We start from the raw sequence: 17,784 nt of genomic DNA, 5'->3' as shown, positions 1-17,784 counted from the left end.
GTGAAGAGCAAGTGGTACATCCCGGCCAACACCGCGGTCACCCCCTACACCGTCGACGTCACCCCGGAATCGGCCGGCTGGGCCGAGTCCAGCCTGCACGTCGTCGACCTCGATGATGTGGAATCGGTCAGCAGGCGCACCGGTGACAGCGAAGCGATGATCCTGCCGCTGTCCGGCGGCGGCAGGATCACCTGTGATGGTGAGACCTTCGAACTGGCGCCCCGCGCATCGGTTTTCGACGGACCCGCCGATATGGTCTACCTCGGCATCAACCAGGCCTACGTGCTGTCCGGGCACGGCCGGGTCGCCATCTGCGGTGCCCGTGCCACCCGGACGTTCCCGAACCGCCGGGTCGCCGCCGCCGACGTGCCCGTCGAGTTACGCGGCGCCGGTAACTGCAGCAGGCAGGTGCACAACTTCGGCACGGCCACCGCCTTCGAGGCCGACTCCCTGATCGCCTGCGAGGTCATCACACCGGGTGGCAACTGGTCGAGTTACCCCGCCCACAAGCACGATGAGAACACCGAGTTCGAAACCCAGCTGGAAGAGATCTACTACTTCGAGATCGACGACAGCCCGGCTGGGACAACAGGGTTCGGCTACCACCGGGTGTTCGGCACCCCGGAGCGCCCCATCGAGGTGCTCGAAGAGGTCCGCTCCGGTGATGTCGTGCTGGTGCCGCACGGCTATCACGGCCCGTCGATCGCCGCACCCGGACACCACATGTACTACCTCAACGTGATGGCGGGTTCCGGTCCGGATCGCGCCTGGCTGATCTGCGACAACCCCGACCACACCTGGCTGCGTAGCAGCTGGGAACACCAGGAAATCGATCCGCGCCTGCCGATGCGCAAGACCCAAGGAGCCTGACCCGTGGTTTCCACCGCGCCGAAGTCAACCGAGAAGCTGGCCGCCACCGAGTCCTCCGTGCGACTCACCGTCGCGCAGGCCACCATTCGGTTCCTCGCCAACCAGTACATCGAACACGACGGCGAGCGCACCAAGTTCTTCGCAGGCTGCTTCGGCATCTTCGGCCACGGCAACGTGGCCGGGCTGGGCCAGGCGCTGCTGCAGGACGAGGTCGAATCGCGGCAAGCAGGCCGCGAACCCGGGCTGAAGTACGTGCTGGGCCGCAACGAGCAGGCCATGGTGCACAGCGCCGTCGCGTACGCCCGGCAGAAGGACCGTCTGCAGGCCTGGGCCGTCACCGCGAGCGTCGGCCCCGGCTCGACCAACATGCTCACCGGCGCCGCACTGGCGACCATCAACCGGTTGCCGGTGCTGCTGCTGCCCGCCGACACCTTCGCCACCCGGGTCAGCTCCCCCGTGCTGCAGGAACTCGAGCTGCCGGCCTCCGGCGATGTCACCGTCAACGACGCGTTCAAGCCGCTGTCCCGGTATTTCGACCGGGTGTGGCGGCCCGAGCAACTGCCCGCCGCCCTGCTGGGCGCCATGCGGGTACTGACCGACTCGGTGGAGACCGGCGCGGCGACGGTGTCCATCCCGCAAGATGTCCAGGCCGAGGCGCACGACTGGCCGGAATCACTGTTCGCCGAACGCACCTGGCACATCGCCCGGCCGCTGCCCGAGCGCTCGGTGATCGCCAGGGCCGCCGAGGTCATCGCCTCCGCCACCAAGCCGCTGATCGTGGCCGGCGGCGGGCTGCACTACGCATTCGCCGAAGAGGCGCTGGCCGCGTTCTGCGAGCAGACCGGTATCCCGGTCGCGGAAAGCCAGGCCGGTAAGGGCTCGCTGCGCTACGACCATCCGCAGAGTGTCGGCGCCATCGGCTCGACCGGCACCACCGCCGCCAACGCGCTGGCCGCCGAGGCCGATGTGATCATCGGGATCGGCACCCGCTACAGCGATTTCACCTCCGCATCGCGCACCGCGTTCAACAACCCCGATGTGCGGTTCGTGAACATCAACGTGGCCTCGCTGGACTCGGTCAAACAGGGCGGCATCAGCGTGGTCTCCGACGCGCGCGAGGCCATCGAGGCACTGGGCCCCGCACTGTCCGGCTACACCGTCAGCGACGAATACCGCTCCCGGGTTACCGAACTCGCAACCGAGTGGGAGGACACCGTGTCCTCGGTGTATGCCACCGAAGACGGGGTGCAGCTGAACCAGAACCAGGTCATCGGCCTGGTCAACACGCTGTCCGACCCGCGCGATGTGGTGGTGTGCGCGGCCGGCTCGATGCCCGGCGATCTGCACAAGCTGTGGCGCACCCGCGACCGCAAGGGCTACCACGTCGAGTACGGCTTCTCCTGCATGGGCTACGAGATCGCCGGCGGTATCGGGGTACGGATGGGCGCGCCCGACCGTGATGTGTTCATCATGGTCGGCGACGGCTCGTACCTGATGATGGCCACCGAGATCGCGACGGCGGTGCAGGAAGGCATCAAGGTCATCCCGGTACTGGTACAGAACCACGGATTCGCCTCCATCGGTGGGCTTTCGGAGTCCCTCGGTTCGCAGCGGTTCGGCACCGACTACCGCTACCGCAGCGCCGACGGCCGGCTCGACGGCGACAAGTTGCCGGTCGATCTGGCCGCCAATGCCGCCAGCCTGGGCGCCGACGTCATCAAGGTCGCCACCGCCGCCGAGTTCGCCGACGCGGTCAAGGTCGCCAAATCCGCCGACGTGACCACGGTCATCTACGTGGAGACCGATCCCCGGATCTACGCCCCGGACAGCTTCTCCTGGTGGGACGTTCCCGTCAGCGAGGTGTCCACGCTGGAGTCCACCCAGACCGCCTACCAACGGTATTCGGACTGGAAAAAAGTACAGCGTCCACTCATCAATCCGTCCGACCGCTGAAAAGGAAACGTTCGATGTCGTCAATTCTCGTGGGCTCCGCACCCGACTCCTGGGGCGTCTGGTTCCCCGACGATCCACAGCAGACCCCGTACACCCGCTTCCTGGACGAGGTCGCCGAATCCGGTTACGAGTGGATCGAACTGGGCCCGTTCGGCTACCTGCCCACCGACCCGAAGCAACTCTCCGACGAACTCGCGAAGCGCAACCTGAAGCTGTCGGCCGGCACGGTGTTCGAGCACCTGCACCAGGATGATTCGTGGGATGCCGTCTGGACCCAGATCGAGGACGTCGCCAAGCTGACGGCCGCGGTCGGCGGTAAGCACGTCGTCGTCATCCCCGAGATGTGGCGTGACCCGGTCACCGGCGCGGTCCTGGAGGACCGCAACCTCACGCCCGAGCAGTGGCGCAAGAAGACCCAGGGCATGAACGAACTCGGCATGGCCATGTTCGAGAAGTACGGCGTGCGCGCGCAGTACCACCCGCACGCCGACAGCCATGTCGACACCGAAGAGAACGTGTACCGCTTCCTCGACGGCACCGACGGCGAGTTCGTCAATCTGTGCCTGGACACCGGGCACATCAGCTACTGCGGAGGCGACAACATCGCGATCATCCGGCGCGCCCCGGAGCGCATCGGCTACTTGCACCTCAAACAGGTCAACCCCGAGGTGCGCGCCAAGGTCGAGGCCGAAGATCTGCCCTTCGGCGAGGCCGTGAAGCTGGGCGCGATGACCGAACCGCCGCTGGGCATCCCGGAGATGCCGCCGCTGCTGGCCGAGATCGAGAAGCTCGGCATCGACGTGTTCGCCATCGTGGAGCAGGACATGTACCCGTGCGAGGTCGACGCGCCGCTTCCCATCGCCAAGCGCACCCAGAACTACCTCGGTTCGTGTGGCGTCCCATCCGTTCGTTTCAACTAGATCTGTAGGAGTTCAAGACATGTCCGAATTGCGTGTGGCCGTTCTTGGCGTCGGCATCATGGGCGCCGATCACGTCGCCCGCCTGACCAACCGGATCTCCGGGGCTCGGGTTGTGGTCGTCAACGACTTCATCACCGAGAAGGCCGAGCAGATCGCGGCCGGTATCGATGGATGCCGCGCCATCGCCGATCCGCTCGATGCCATCGCCGACCCGGATGTCGACGCGGTCGTGCTGGCCACCCCGGGCCCGACGCACGAGAAGCAGCTGCTGGCCTGCCTGGAACACGGCAAGCCCGTGCTGTGCGAGAAACCGCTGACCACCGATGTGGCCACCTCTTTGGAGGTCGTCAAGCGCGAGGCCGAGTTGGGTAAGCGTCTCATCCAGGTCGGCTTCATGCGTCGCTTCGACCACGAGTACGCGCAGTTGAAGGCGCTGCTGGACTCGGGTGACCTGGGCCGCGCGCTGGTCCTGCACTGCGCACACCGCAATCCCGCCGTCCCCAACGGATTCGACAGCGCGATGGTGGTCCGCGATTCGCTGGTGCATGAGGTCGACGTGACGCGGTTCCTGTTCGACGAAGAGATCGTCTCGATCCAGATCATCAAGCCGTCGGCCAATCCCGGTGCGCCGGAAGGTCTTGCCGACCCGCAGATCGCCGTCCTGCGCACGGCGTCGGGCCGGCACGTGGACGTCGAGCTCTTCGTCACGACCGGGGTCGCCTACGAGGTGCGCACCGAGGTCGTGGCCGAGAAGGGCAGCGCCATGATCGGCCTGGACGTCAACCTGGTCCGCTCGCGCAGCGACGGCACCCGCGGCGGCCAGATCACTCCCGGTTTCCGTGAGCGCTTCGGGCAGGCCTACGACACCGAGTTCCAGCGCTGGGTCGACGCGGTCCAGCAGGGGAGCTCAACGGGGAACTACACAGATGGTCCGAGCGCGTGGGACGGCTACGCCGCCGCCGCGGTCTGCGAGGCCGGCGTGAAATCGCTCACCAGCGGACAGCCCGTCGAGGTCGAGATGGTCGACCGCGCCTCCATCAAGGGGGCGTGAGGTGAAAATCGCCCTGGATCCCACACCGTTCCACCACGACTACGAGCTGTTGGACTTCCCGAAGCTGGTGGCCGAGCTGGGCTACGAGTACCTGCAGCTGACCCCGCACCGGGATTTCATCCCGTTCTTCAACCACCCGCGCGCCGATGACGACCTGGTGGCCAAGTTTCGCAAGGCCTGCGCCGATGCGGGTGTCGGCATCGCCTCGGTGCTGCCGGTGCTGCGCTGGGCCAGCCCCGACCCGGACGCCCGCGAGGCCGCGGTGCGTAACTGGAAGCGCGTCCTCCAGATCACCGTCGACCTCGGCGTCAACGTGATCAACACCGAGTTCTCCGGCCGTCCCGAGAAGGCCGAAGAATCCGAGCGGGCGTTCTTCCGGTCCATGGAGGAGCTGCTGCCCATCATCGAGCGTGAGGGCATCGACGTCCGGATCGACCCACACCCCGACGATTTCGTCGAGGACGGCATGGAGGCGCTGCGCATCATCCGCGGCGTCAACTCCCCCAACATCGGCATGGTCTACGTCGCCTGCCACAGCTTCCACATGGGCGGGAACATGGCCGAGATCATTCGAGCGGCCGGGGACACGTTGCGGCTGGTGCACGTCGCCGACACCATGGACCACCACCGCAGCCACGGCCTGCGTTACATCACCAACCCGCCGGGAAATCCGGTGCGGGTGCATCAGCACCTCAAGATCGGCGATGGCGATGTCAACTGGGACGAATTCTTCGGCGGCCTGGCCGAAATCGGCTTCTACGACCGCGAGGACACCGTGATGGTCTCATCGGTGTTCGCCGAGGACGAGACCGCGCACGAGGTGTCGCGCTACCAACTGAAGACCATGACCGAATACGTTGCGAAGTACGGAAAGTAGAAGCACATGAGCACCATCTCCCACTGGGCTGACAACAAGATCTTCACTGGCTCCTCGGATGCGACTGCGCCGGTCACGAACCCGGCGACCGGCCAGGTCACCGGCCAGGTCCCAGGTGCTCTTCGCCTTCCGCGAACTGCTCAACGAGCGCAAGGGTGAGCTCGCCGAGATCATCACCAGCGAGCACGGCAAGGTCGTCTCCGATGCCCTGGGCGAGGTCGCCCGCGGCCAGGAAGTCGTCGAATTTGCCTGTGGTATCCCGCATCTGCTCAAGGGCGGGTTCACCGAGAACGCCTCCACCAAGGTCGACGTGCACTCCATGCTGCAGCCGCTCGGGCCGGTGGGTGTGATTTCGCCGTTCAACTTCCCCGCCATGGTGCCGATGTGGTTCTTCCCGGTCGCCATCGCGGCGGGTAACACGGTGGTGCTGAAGCCTTCCGAGAAGGATCCCTCCGCGTCGCTGTGGATGGCGGCACTGTGGAAGGAAGCGGGCCTGCCCGACGGTGTGTTCAACGTCCTGCAGGGTGACAAGACCTCGGTCGACGAGCTGTTGACCAACCCGAAGATCAAAGCGGTGTCGTTCGTGGGGTCCACGCCGATCGCGCAGTACGTCTACGCCACCGGCACCGCCGCAGGCAAGCGCGTGCAGGGCAAGCGCGTGCAGGCCCTCGGCGGAGCCAAGAACCACGCCGTCATCCTGCCCGACGCCGACCTCGACCTGGCCGCAGACGCCATGGTCAACGCCGGTTTCGGCTCCGCAGGCGAACGCTGCATGGCCATCTCCGCCGCCGTGGCGGTCGGACCGATTGCCGATGATCTGGTGGCCAAAATCGCCGAACGCACCACCCCGCTCAAGATCGGCGACGGCACCAAAGACTCCGATATGGGGCCCCTGGTCACCAAGGCGCACCGCGACAAGGTGGCCTCCTACATCGACGCCGGCGAATCCGACGGCGCCAAGGTCGTCGTCGACGGCCGCAATGTGAGCGCCGACGGTGGCGCCGAAGGGTTCTGGCTGGGCCCCACCCTGCTCGACAACGTCACCCCCGAGATGAGCGTCTACACCGACGAGATCTTCGGGCCCGTGCTCTCGGTGCTGCGCGTCGAAACCTATGACCAGGCGCTGGAACTGATCAACACCGGCACCGCCATCTTCACCAACGACGGCGGCGCCGCCCGACGCTTCCAGAACGAAGTCGAGGTCGGCATGGTCGGCATCAACGTTCCCATCCCGGTCCCGATGGCCTACTACAGCTTCGGCGGCTGGAAAGCCTCCCTGTTCGGCGACAGCCATGCCCACGGCATGGAGGGTGTGCACTTCTTCACCAGGACCAAGGCCGTGACCACGCGTTGGCTGGACCCCAGCCACGGCGGCATCAACCTCGGCTTCCCCGAGAACGCCTGACCTGACCCCATCTCCCGCGAGCGTGCGTGTCTGACGCCGGACACGCCGCTCGCGGGCAGTACTTTCCGCACGCTCGCGATCGAGGAGGATCCATGTCCACACCCCAGCTCGTCGCCACCGCGTGGACCAGCGCCGGCGATGTGTCACCGATGCACAACCCGGCGACGAGCCCGGTGCCGATCGCGGATCGGCTGTCGGCCATCGCCGAGGCGGGCTTCGTCGGCTTCGGACTGATCGCCGATGACCTCATTGCCGTCCGTGAGGGGATCGGATTCGCGGCGCTGCGAGATATGGCCGCCGACGCCGGACTCACCCACATCGAGATCGAATTGATCGAGCGGTGGTGGATCCCGCGCGGGCGACTCGGCCATTCCTACGATGTGCGCGACCTGCTGTTCGAGGCGGCGGACGTCCTGTGCCCGGCCTTCATCAAGATCGGCTCCGAACAAGCGGCGCGTACCGGGGATCTCCTCGAATTGGTCGCTCCCCTGCGCGAACTCGGCGAACAGGCCGAGTCGCGCGGCACCAGGATCGCGATCGAACCCATGCCGTTCTCGATCATCGACACCGTTCCGGTGGGCGCCGGACTCGCCCACGCGGCCGCACATCCGGCGGTCGGGCTGGTCATCGACGCGTGGCACGTGTTCCGCGCGGGCACCACGATCGGTGATCTCGCCAGGTCACTGACCCCGGAGATCATCTTCGGCGTCGAACTCGATGACGCCGCCGAGCAGATCGTCGGCAGCCTGTTCGAGGACACCGTGCACAACCGGCTGCTGTGTGGCGACGGGTCGTTCGATCTGGTCGGCCTGGTGGAGCTGTTGCGCTACTTCGGGTTCCGCGGCCCGTGGGGCGTGGAGATCCTGTCGTCAGGGTTCCGGCAGCTCCCGGTGGCGCATGCGCTGAAGCTCGCCGCCGAATCCGCGGCCGCGGTGCTCGTCTAGACTGCGACGTCGACCCACGCGCCGTTCGAGTTCATCGACTCGACCAGCGCATCGGCCACCTGCGCCGCCCGCAATCCGTCGCCGGCGGTGGCGAGGGTTGACCGCCGTTGCCGGCTGATCGAATCGACCCACTCCTGCAGTTCGATGCGGTAGGCATCGGCGTAGCGCGGGATCCAGTCCGCCGGATAGTCCACGCCCCTGCGCCGTTCGGCGTCGGTGACGACGTGCGTCGGAAGGGTCAATGCCGCCGTGCCGGTCTCCATGACGACCTCGCATCTGGTGTCATAGCCGTACCGGGCGTTCAGGTAAAGCTCGACGGTGACCAGCACATCGGATGCCGTCCGGAGCAGGTAGATCTGCGGATCCTGCCGGGTTCCCGAGTGCACCGAGGATCTGCCGCGCTGGTAACTCACCTCCACGATCGGCGAATCCAGCAGCCACGGCACGATATCGAGTTCGTGGATGGCCGAGTTCGTGACCGTCGACGCCGAGTCACCGCCGGGATTGCTGCTGACGGTGCGGCTGACGCAGTGCGCCACCAGCGGGGCGCCGAGCTCGCCACCGGACACCCGCTCGCGCAGTGCCACATACGACGGGTCGAAGCGCCGCATGAAGCCGACCGTGACGAGGTCGAACGGAACATTCAGCGCCGCTTGCTCATCCACCAGTACCCGGCTCTCCGCGGCGGTGGGCGCGAGCGGCTTCTCGCACATGACGGGTTTGCCGGCGCGCAGCGCGGCGCGCACCAATTCGGCGTGCGTGTCGTCGCGGGTCGCGATAATCACCGCGTCCACGTCGGCGTGACCGATGAGACCGAAGCCGTCATTGTGCACGACCGCATCCAGTTCGGCCGCCACCGAGGAAGCCACGGCGGCGTCGAAGTCGCTCACCGCAACGAGTTCGGCACCCGACACCACGGTCGCGATCTTGCGGGCATGGTCTGCGCCCATCACTCCGACCCCGACAACCCCCACACGCACCGTCATGGGCCGAGTATTACATACTAATGTCTTAACAAAGTAGGGCTCCGCCATCTATTCTGGTGTCATGACGAACATGGCCCTGCCGCAGGCCCGCACACCCGATCCACGGGCAGCGCCCAGCCTGCGCTGGGGCATCCTCGGGCCGGGATGGATCGCCCACCGGTTCGTCGAAACGCTGCTGTCACGGACCACCCAGCAGGTGATCGCCGTCGGTTCGCGCGGGAACGACCGCGCCGAAGCCTTTGCCGCGCAATGGTCTGTGCCCAACGCGCACGGCAGCTATCAGGCGTTGCTCGCCGATCCCGAGGTGGACATCGTCTATATCGCCACCACGCACCCGAGCCACCTCGACAATGCAGTCGCCGCATTGGACGCCGGTAAGCACGTGCTGGTCGAAAAGCCCCTCGCCGTGGACGCCGCCGGGGCCCGGCAGATCGCCGCCGCCGCGCAGCGCAACAGCCGCTTCGTCGGCGAGGCGATGTGGACCAAGTTCCTCCCGAAGTTCGACGTGATCCGCCAGTTGCTCGAGGACGGCGCCCTCGGCGAGATCCGCACCGTCATCGCCGATCACGGCGAGTTCTTCACCCCCGACCACCGCATCTACGACGCCGGCCTGGCTGGCGGCCCACTGCTGGATCTCGGCACCTATACCATCGCGCTGGCACATTTCGTATCCGACGGGTTCACCTCGGTGCAGGCTCAGGGCCAGGAGGCCGAGCCCGGCCTCCACGGCCAGATCTCGGCGATACTGTCCGACGCGGCGGGCAATCAGGCGTTGCTGCACACCACGATTCTGTCCGACACCCCGACCATGGCGGCCATCATCGGACGCGACGCCACTCTGGCTCTCGACGGATCGTTCTACATGCCAGGCCCTTTCACCCTGACCCGGCACCGCGGCCACCCCAACGATCCGGGGCGCAGGCTGCGCTACGACGAAAAGCCCGGCGGCCACACCGATGGCTTGCACTTCGCCGCGGTCGACGCCGCCCGGTGCATCACCGAAGGCCGTACCGAGTCGGAGATCCATCCGTTGCGGTACGCGATCGCGACGCTGGAGGTCGCCGACGAGATCCGCAGGCAGATCGGCTGAGTTTCAGCTCAGGGTGCGAGGACGGACCCACGATCCGGTGCGTACCGATTCGGTGATCGCCTCGATGACCTGCGCAGCCGCGACGGCATCCCAGATGGTCGCGCCGACAGCCGATCCCGTCTGGACGGACCGCAGGAACCGGTGCGCCTCGATGACCTTGAGCTCGTCGTAACCCATGGCCATGGCCGACCCCGGTTGGAAAGCCGCGTACTCACCGTCGCCGGGCCCGACGAACCGCGTCGTCACCGACTGATCCTGGAACGTCGATCCGGTGCCGACCCGCAACTCGCCGATGCGGCGGAAGTCCCATGCGACGACACCTGCGGTGCCGTGGATTTCGAATCCGTAGGCGTTCTGCTCGCCCACCGACACCCGGCTGGCCTCAACACCGCAGCGGGCACCGGAGGCCAGGCGCAGCTGAGCCGTCACATAGTCCTCGTTCTCGACGTCGGCGCGCACGCCACCGCCGGCGAGTTGATGGCCCGAAGTAGCGCCGTCCGGTTCGGGCCGTTGCGCAATGAATGTTGCGGTGTCGGCGACGACGGCATCGACCTCGCCCAGCAGGTAACGCACCAAATCGACGGCGTGCGAGGCCAGGTCACCGAGCACTCCGTTGCCACCCCGCGAGCGCTGGAACCGCCAGCTCAGTGCGCCGTCGGGATGGGCGGCATAGTCGCTGAGGAAATAGAAGCGGGCGTGGGTGATGGTGCCGAGTTCTCCGGCGGAGATGAGTTGGCGCGCAGCGGCCACCGCCGGCGCATTGCGGTAGTTGAAACCGACCGCGGTCTGGACACCACGCGCATCGGCGGCCTGTGCAACGGCCAGCGCATCATCGACGTCGAGGCCCACCGGCTTCTCGATCCAGAGGTGCTTGCCCGCGTCGACGACGGCGGTACCGATCTCGCGGTGCAGGAAGTTCGGCGCGGTCACGCTCACCGCACGGATCGCCGGGTCGTCGATGAGCGTCTTCCATTCGGTGTGCGCGGAGGCGGCGCCGAACTGCTGCGCGGCCTCCTCGGCCCGGCCCGGCACCTCGTCGGCGATCGCGATGAGTTGCGGAGCGGGCACGTTCGGATAGTGATGACGCAGCCGCGCATAGGCCTGCGCGTGCACGCGGCCCATCCACCCGAAACCGATGATCCCGACGGGGAAGTTGCTCACGCCGGTGAGCGTAGCGACCGGGCACCGAGGCTGTCCAGTATTTGTGCGAACGTCAGGACAAATGCTCTGAACTGGGGCTCAGTGAGCGAGAAGAGGCACCTACAGACGCACCAGGCGAGGGAAATCCGCGGCCCTTTTCCCGCTCGTCGACGCCCCCACACCGGGACTTGGCACTAGAATTCCGGCTAGCTGGCATACGCCGATCCCCCGGACCTCGGGATTTGCGCCCTGATCCGGAGGATTGTCGTGAGCCGCTTTACGGAAAACATGTATGCGAACGCTCAGTGGAGCGTCAACGGGATGGTGACGGGCGAACCGCACTGCCCGGTCCGCCATACCTGGCGCGAAGTCCACGATCGTGCACGCCGAGTGGCCGGCGGCCTGGCCGCCGCGGGCGTCGGGCACGGCGACGCGGTCGGCGTGCTTGCGGGCGCGCCGGTGGAGATCGCCCCCACCGCGCAAGGACTGTGGATGCGCGGCGCCAGCATCACGATGTTGCACCAGCCGACACCCCGGACCGATCTGGTGTCCTGGGCCATCGACACCATCAGCGTCATCGACATGATCGCGGCGCGGACCGTCATCGTCTCCGATCCCTTCATGGCCGCCGTTCCCATCTTGGAAGAACATGGCGTCACGGTGCTGACGGTGACCGAACTGCTCGCCGCCGAGGGCATCGGACCGACCCGCACCACCGGTAACGACATCGCATTGCTGCAGTTGACGTCCGGCTCGACCGGGTCACCGAAGGCCGTTCAGATCACCCACGACAACCTCGTCGCGAACGCCGATGCGATGTTCGTCGGGGCCGACGTCAACACCGACACCGATGTGATCGTGAGCTGGTTGCCGCTGTTCCACGACATGGGCATGACCGGATTCCTCACGGTGCCGATGTATTTCGGGGCCGAACTGGTCAAGATCACGCCGATGGACTTTCTCACCGACATCCTGCTCTGGCCCAAGCTCATCGACAAGTACGCGGGGACGATGACCGCGGCACCCAACTTCGCCTACGCGCTGCTCGCCAAACGGCTCGCCAGACAAGCGAAAGTCGGCGACTTCGACCTCTCCACCCTGCGCTGGGCGCTGTCCGGCGCCGAGCACGTGGAGCCGGCGGACGTCGAAGAACTGATCGAGGTGGGCAAACCGTTCGGACTGCGCCCGGACGCGGTACTGCCGGCCTATGGAATGGCCGAAACCACTGTCGCAGTGTCGTTCTCGGAGTGCGGCGGAGGGCTCGTGGTCGACGAGGTCGACAGCGACCTACTGGCCGCCCTGGGACAGGCGGTCCCGGCGAACAAGGGCAGCAGAACCACCCGGCTCGCCTGCCTCGGACCCCTGCTGGACGGATTGGAGGCCCGCATCATCGGCGAGAACGGTGACCTGCTGGCCGCGCGTGGTGTCGGCGTGATCGAACTTCGTGGCGGGCCGGTGACGAGCGGCTACATCACCAAGGGCGGGTTCGTCGAAGCCCGCAATGCCCAAGGTTGGTACGACACCGGCGATCTCGGGTATCTCACCGAGACCGGCAATCTGGTGGTGTGCGGCCGTGTCAAGGACGTCATCATCATGGCGGGCCGCAACATCTACCCCACCGATATCGAACGCGCCGCCGGCCGGGTGCGGGGCGTACGGCCGGGCGGCGCGGTCGCGGTGCGGCTGGATGCCGGGGATTCCCGTGAATCGTTCGCCGTCGTCATCGAATCCAATGATTTCGACGACGACGACGAGGTCCGCCGGATCAAGCATGACGTTGCGCACGAGGTGGTCACCGAGGTCGACATGCGGCCACGCAACGTGGTGGTGCTGGGACCGGGGTCGATCCCGAAGACGCCGTCCGGCAAGCTGCGCCGGACCTCGTCTGCTGCACTCGTGGGCTGAACGCCTGCGCGAGCGTGCGCGGAATGGCCTCCGCGAGCGGCGTGTCCCACACAGACACGCACGCTCGCGGAAGAGAGACCTGATCGCCGGGCGCGGGGGCTGAGGTCACCAGAGGCCCCGGGCGGGCCTGTCCCCCGCACCCGGCGATGTCCGATGTCGCCGCCGGGGCGGCTCCAGGTCACCGTCAGAGGATGTACAGCATCTCCTGATAGGTGGGTAGCGGCCAGAGATCATCGGCCACAATGCTTTCCAGTGTGTCTGCCGCAACGCGCACGGCGTCCATCGCGGGCAGCAGCGCCGACTGGGCGTGCACTGCTTCCTCGGTGGCACTGTCGGCGTGATGCGACAGCCCCTCCTTGAGGGTGGCCAACGCTGCGGTGAGGGCACCGATGGGTTCGGAGACCATCTTCAGCAGCGAGAGATCCGGCTCGACGCCGGCGGCCTTGAGCGTCGCGACGTTCTGCGCCAGTTCGGTCTGGTACCGCAGCGCCGCAGGCAGGATCACGGTCGAGCCGATCTCCAGTGCCAGCTTGGCCTCGACGGCGACGGTGAGCGCGTATGTCTCGTAGCGGACCTCGACGCGGCTCTCCAACTCCCGCTCGCTGAACACGCCGTACTTCTCGAACACCTCGATGGCTTCCGGCTTCACCAGCTCCGGGATCGCATCCAGTGTGGTCTTGAGGTTCGGCAGCCCACGCTCGGCGGCTTCGATCTGCCAATTCTCCGAATAGCCGTCCCCGTTGAAGACCACGGCTCCGTGTTCGGTGATGATCTCGGTGAGCAACTTCTGCACCGCGACATCGAAGTCCTCGCCCTCGCCGACTGACTTCTCCAGCCAGGTGGCCATGTAGTCCAGCGAGTCCGCCATGATCGTGTTCAGGATGATCATCGGCACATTGATGGTCTGACCCGAACCCGGTGCCCGGAACTCGAACCGGTTACCGGTGAACGCGAACGGGCTGGTGCGGTTCCGGTCGCCCGGGTCGGTCGGCAGGTGCGGCAGGGTGTCGACACCGATCATCATGGTGCCCTTGCCCTTCGACGAGGTCGCGGCACCCTTGGCGATCTGCTCGAACACATCGGCCAGCTGATCGCCGAGGAAGATCGAGATGATCGCCGGCGGCGCCTCGTTCGCGCCGAGACGGTGATCGTTGGTGGCCGATGCCACCGAGACCCGCAGCAGGCCGGAGAACTTGTGCACCGCGCGGATGACGGCGGCGCAGAAGACCAGGAACTGCGCGTTCTCGTGCGGGGTGTCGCCGGGCACGAGCAGGCTGCCGAACTGCGAGTTGCCGAGCGAGAAGTTGACGTGCTTGCCGGAGCCGTTGACGCCGGCGAACGGCTTCTCGTGGAACAGGCACTCCATGCCGTGTTTCTTGGCGATCGTCTTGAACGTCGTCATCAGCAGCTGCTGATGGTCGGCGGCGATGTTGGCCCGCTCGAACATCGGGGCGATCTCGAACTGCCCGGGCGCGACCTCGTTGTGCCGGGTCTTGGCCGGGATACCGAGCTTGAACAGCTCACGCTCGGTGTCCATCATGAAGCCCAGCACCCGGTCGGGAATGGCGCCGAAGTAGTGGTCGTCGAACTCCTGGCCCTTGGGCGGCTTCGCGCCGAAGAGGGTGCGGCCGGCATTGATCAGGTCGGGCCGCGACAGGAAGAAGTGCCGATCGACCAGGAAGTACTCCTGCTCCGGCCCGCAGAACGACACGATGTTGTCGAAATCCTTGTGCCCGAACAACTTCAGGATGCGTTCGGCCTGCGCGCCCATGGCCTGCTGGCTGCGCAGCAACGGCGTCTTGTAGTCCAGCGCCTCGCCGGTCATCGACACGAACACCGTCGGGATGCACAGCGTGTTCCCGTTCGGGTTCTCCAGGATGTAGGCCGGGCTGGTGACATCCCAACCGGTGTAGCCGCGCGCCTCGAACGTACTGCGCAGCCCGCCCGACGGGAAGCTGGAGGCGTCGGGCTCGCCCTGGATCAGAGTCTTACCGGCGAACTCGGCCAGCGTCTGACCGTCGGACACCGGCTCAAGGAAGCTGTCGTGCTTCTCGGCGGTCAGACCCGTCATCGGATAGAAGACGTGCGCGTAGTGGGTCGCGCCCTTGGACAGGGCCCAGTCCTTCATCACCGAGGCGACCGAATCGGCGACCGCCGGGTCGAGCGTGGCGCCCTTCTCGATGGTCGCGACGACGGACTTGTACACCGACTTCGGCAACCGCAGCTGCATCTCGGCCTTGGTGAACACGTTCGCGCCGAAGATCTCGCCAGGCGCCTCGGTGGGGTCGAAGCTGATGGCCGGCGGTACGTAGCCTTCGACATTGGTGATCGCCTGGAGGCGGACAGCATTTGCGCTCAATGGAATTCCTTTGCACTGCGGTCCGCCAGCTACTCGACGGACGTTGACCGGCCAACGATAGGAACAATGGATGCCGAACTTGTTACGCCGGCGTCAACAGCGGAATGCGGGTCCGCCCGGACGGCGACGCGGCAAACCGGTGGGTCAGAGTCGCTGAGATGGGTAGCCCCTCGACCATGCGATACCGTTTCTTCGCCTTGGCGCTGGTGCTCACGGTGGCGAGCTGCGCGCAACCTGCGCAGGAGCCCGGCCCGACCGGCACCACCCACGCAGAAACGGCAACCACCACCGGCCTACTGCCCGCCGGCGTCCCGACCGAGGGCACCCGCCCGCCCGTCGACGATCTGCCGCCGCCCGCCGAGCCGCAGCGAGCGCCCGCACCGGGGCCGGGGCTGCCCGGCCGGCAAGTCCCCGTCGGCGATGCGCCCGAGGGTGTCGTGGTCGACGCGAAGACCCGCACCGTTGCGGTGGCCACACGCAACCCCCACGAACTCGTCCTGCTCGACGCCGACACCGGCGCCGTCACGAAGCGCGTCCCACTACCCGGATTCGTCCGGCATCTGCAGCTCGCCAGGCCCGGTGGCCCGGTGCTGGTTCCGGTCGAGAGCGCCAATGCCCTGGTGCGGGTGGACCTGCCCGGCGGACGCGCCGAACCGCAGATCATCACGGGCACGGTTCCGCACGATGCCTCCGAAGCGCCCAACGGCACGGTCTTTGTCGCCAACGAACTCGGCGGTACCGTGGCCGTCCTGCGCGGCGAGGACATCGTCAAGGTCTTCACCGGCAGCGTCCAGCCCGCGGGTATGGCTCCCGTCGGAAACCTGATGGGAATGCTGGACGTCCGCACGAACGACTTGACGGTGTTCGACGCCGACGCGCTGACGATCAGAGGATCGACCCCGGCGGGTCAGGGACCCACCCACCTCGTCGCCGACAAGCACGGTCGGTACATCGCTGCCGACACACGGGGCGACGCGATCCGGGTGTTCGACACCGAGCCCCGCCAGATCGCCGAGATTGCCCAGCCCGGCGGACCCTATGGGATCGCGTACGACGCGACCCGCGACCGGCTCTGGGTGGCGTCCTCGGGAACCAATGAGGTGATCGGCTACGACATGGCGCAGCCGACTCCGCGTGAGGTGGCGCGCATCGCGACCGTCCAGAATCCCTACACACTCGGGGTCGACGCGGAGACCGGACGGCTCTTCATCGCCGGCGTGACGGCAGGCGTGCTCCAGATCGTGGATCCCCGGTAACTCGCGGCCCGGTAACCACTTGCGCCACTTCAGTTTCAACGGTCACGCGGACCGTGATCTACCCGAGCCGGGCGGCATCCCACGCGCTGTCGATGTGGCTCCCGAGGTCCACATCCCCGGCGACCTCGACGAGGGCGGCCGCGACAATGGACGCCGGCGCCCGGTCCAGTACGACGAGCCCGATCGCCGGCCGAGGACCGTGTTGAACCATCGGCCGGGCGGCGAAACCCGTCGGCACACCGAGCTGCGGCAGCCACGCCGTGGACGCGATGGTCGCACGACGCGAATGCGCAAGGTGGGCGTAGAGCGCATCGACCGACGCCGCCTCCACGACGGGGCGGTACTGGACTCCCTCGGCGGCCATGTTGGCGTCCAGGATGCGCCGGTTACGCATCGTGGTCGTCAGCACACACAGCTCCAGCGCCGCCGCGTCCGACCAGGCTACTTCCGGTTCGCCCATCAACCGGCTGTCGGCGGGGGCCACCAGGACGTACTGCTCGCGGTACAGCTCGACCGACCGCGTCCCCGGCGGCGCTTCGTCATCGAGGTAGGTCAATCCCGCGTCGATTTCGAAATCGGCGAGCTGGCGCGCGATCTCCCGGGAGGACAGCGCCTCGATGCGCACCGAGGCGGCCGGGTTGCGCCTCAGGAACTCGGTGGTGATGAAGGGACTGGCGGGGACCGCGGTGGGGATGGCGCCCAGCCGGGCGGTGACCGTCAGCCGGCCCCGCATGCGTTCCAGATCGGCGAGCATCTCATCGCGTTCGGCGATGATGCGCTGCGCCCAGGTGACGACGCGGCGCCCTTCTTCGGTGAACCCCTCGAAGCGGTGCCCGCGTTGCACGATGACGATGCCGAGATCCTTCTCCAGCCGGCGGATCGCGACCGACAGCGTCGGTTGGCTGACATGACAGCGCGCGGCGGCCCGGCCGAAGTGCCGTTCGGCCGCGAGCGCCAGCAGGTAGTCCAGGTGCTGGAGGAGGACGTCACTTGCCATCAATAGACACCGTCTATCACTGCATGTGAAA

The 17,784-nt window shown here is 66.9% G+C and carries 13 protein-coding genes and 1 pseudogene; 10 read left to right on the top strand and 4 right to left on the bottom strand.

Features of this window, described 5'->3' with window-relative positions:
• The 7 genes and pseudogenes from iolB (at nucleotide 1) to ASE48_RS23500 (ending at nucleotide 8,020) form a co-directional block, all read left to right on the top strand.
• Complete coding sequence (gene iolB, locus ASE48_RS23530; RefSeq protein ID WP_057169574.1) at nucleotides 1-870, top strand: 5-deoxy-glucuronate isomerase; 870 nt, start codon at nucleotides 1-3, stop codon at nucleotides 868-870.
• 3 nt (nucleotides 871-873) lie between these two features.
• A complete protein-coding gene (iolD, locus tag ASE48_RS23525; RefSeq protein ID WP_057169573.1) occupies nucleotides 874-2,823 on the top strand; it encodes a 3D-(3,5/4)-trihydroxycyclohexane-1,2-dione acylhydrolase (decyclizing) in 1,950 nt (649 codons plus the stop codon).
• Nucleotides 2,824-2,837: 14 nt separating this feature from the next.
• The gene (locus ASE48_RS23520; RefSeq protein ID WP_057169572.1) at nucleotides 2,838-3,743 is read left to right on the top strand and encodes a sugar phosphate isomerase/epimerase family protein; all 906 of its coding nucleotides are present in this window, start codon (nucleotides 2,838-2,840) and stop codon (nucleotides 3,741-3,743) included.
• A 19-nt stretch (nucleotides 3,744-3,762) separates the two neighbouring features.
• Entirely contained in the window at nucleotides 3,763-4,794 is a 1,032-nt protein-coding gene (locus tag ASE48_RS23515; protein WP_057169571.1) for a Gfo/Idh/MocA family protein, read from the top strand.
• Between the two features lies 1 nt (nucleotide 4,795).
• Entirely contained in the window at nucleotides 4,796-5,671 is an 876-nt protein-coding gene (locus ASE48_RS23510; protein ID WP_057169570.1) for a sugar phosphate isomerase/epimerase family protein, read from the top strand.
• Between the two features lie 6 nt (nucleotides 5,672-5,677).
• Nucleotides 5,678-7,076 (top strand): annotated as a pseudogene (locus ASE48_RS23505) (CoA-acylating methylmalonate-semialdehyde dehydrogenase).
• Between the two features lie 92 nt (nucleotides 7,077-7,168).
• The gene (locus ASE48_RS23500) at nucleotides 7,169-8,020 is read left to right on the top strand and encodes a sugar phosphate isomerase/epimerase family protein (RefSeq protein ID WP_057169569.1); all 852 of its coding nucleotides are present in this window, start codon (nucleotides 7,169-7,171) and stop codon (nucleotides 8,018-8,020) included.
• On the opposite strand, the gene ASE48_RS23495 is transcribed toward ASE48_RS23500, so the two are convergent.
• Nucleotides 8,017-9,006, bottom strand: a complete 990-nt coding sequence (locus ASE48_RS23495) for a Gfo/Idh/MocA family oxidoreductase (RefSeq protein ID WP_057169568.1) — start codon at nucleotides 9,004-9,006, stop codon at nucleotides 8,017-8,019. The genes ASE48_RS23500 and ASE48_RS23495 overlap by 4 nt on opposite strands.
• Nucleotides 9,007-9,067: 61 nt before the next feature.
• Between ASE48_RS23495 and ASE48_RS23490 the strand changes: the two genes are divergently transcribed.
• On the top strand, nucleotides 9,068-10,096 hold the full coding sequence (locus ASE48_RS23490; RefSeq protein ID WP_057169567.1) for a Gfo/Idh/MocA family protein: 1,029 nt from the start codon (nucleotides 9,068-9,070) through the stop codon (nucleotides 10,094-10,096).
• A 3-nt stretch (nucleotides 10,097-10,099) separates the two neighbouring features.
• Here ASE48_RS23490 and ASE48_RS23485 read toward each other — a convergent pair whose 3' ends face one another.
• Nucleotides 10,100-11,257 carry a Gfo/Idh/MocA family protein gene (locus ASE48_RS23485; RefSeq protein WP_057169566.1) on the bottom strand — a complete coding sequence of 386 codons (1,158 nt, stop codon included), beginning with the start codon at nucleotides 11,255-11,257 and terminating at the stop codon, nucleotides 10,100-10,102.
• Nucleotides 11,258-11,503: 246 nt separating this feature from the next.
• Here ASE48_RS23485 and ASE48_RS23480 point away from each other — a divergent pair, with 246 nt between their 5' ends.
• Nucleotides 11,504-13,141, top strand: a complete 1,638-nt coding sequence (locus ASE48_RS23480) for a fatty acyl-AMP ligase (RefSeq protein WP_057169565.1) — start codon at nucleotides 11,504-11,506, stop codon at nucleotides 13,139-13,141.
• 184 nt (nucleotides 13,142-13,325) lie between these two features.
• On the opposite strand, the gene ASE48_RS23475 is transcribed toward ASE48_RS23480, so the two are convergent.
• Nucleotides 13,326-15,500: a glutamine synthetase III family protein gene (locus ASE48_RS23475; protein ID WP_057169564.1), complete on the bottom strand. Its 2,175-nt coding sequence runs from the start codon at nucleotides 15,498-15,500 to the stop codon at nucleotides 13,326-13,328.
• A 158-nt stretch (nucleotides 15,501-15,658) separates the two neighbouring features.
• On the opposite strand from ASE48_RS23475, the gene ASE48_RS23470 reads away from it, so the two are divergent.
• Nucleotides 15,659-16,756 carry a Vgb family protein gene (locus ASE48_RS23470; protein ID WP_235571441.1) on the top strand — a complete coding sequence of 366 codons (1,098 nt, stop codon included), beginning with the start codon at nucleotides 15,659-15,661 and terminating at the stop codon, nucleotides 16,754-16,756.
• Between the two features lie 58 nt (nucleotides 16,757-16,814).
• On the opposite strand, the gene ASE48_RS23465 is transcribed toward ASE48_RS23470, so the two are convergent.
• Nucleotides 16,815-17,753: a LysR family transcriptional regulator gene (locus tag ASE48_RS23465; RefSeq protein WP_057169562.1), complete on the bottom strand. Its 939-nt coding sequence runs from the start codon at nucleotides 17,751-17,753 to the stop codon at nucleotides 16,815-16,817.
• Nucleotides 17,754-17,784: the final 31 nt, after the last annotated feature.

Origin of the sequence: Mycobacterium sp. Root265, from assembly GCF_001428895.1 — a bacterium.
GTDB lineage: Bacteria > Actinomycetota > Actinomycetes > Mycobacteriales > Mycobacteriaceae > Mycobacterium.
The sequence above is the reverse complement of the archived record's forward strand: the minus strand, read 5'-3'. Positions and strand labels throughout refer to the sequence as shown.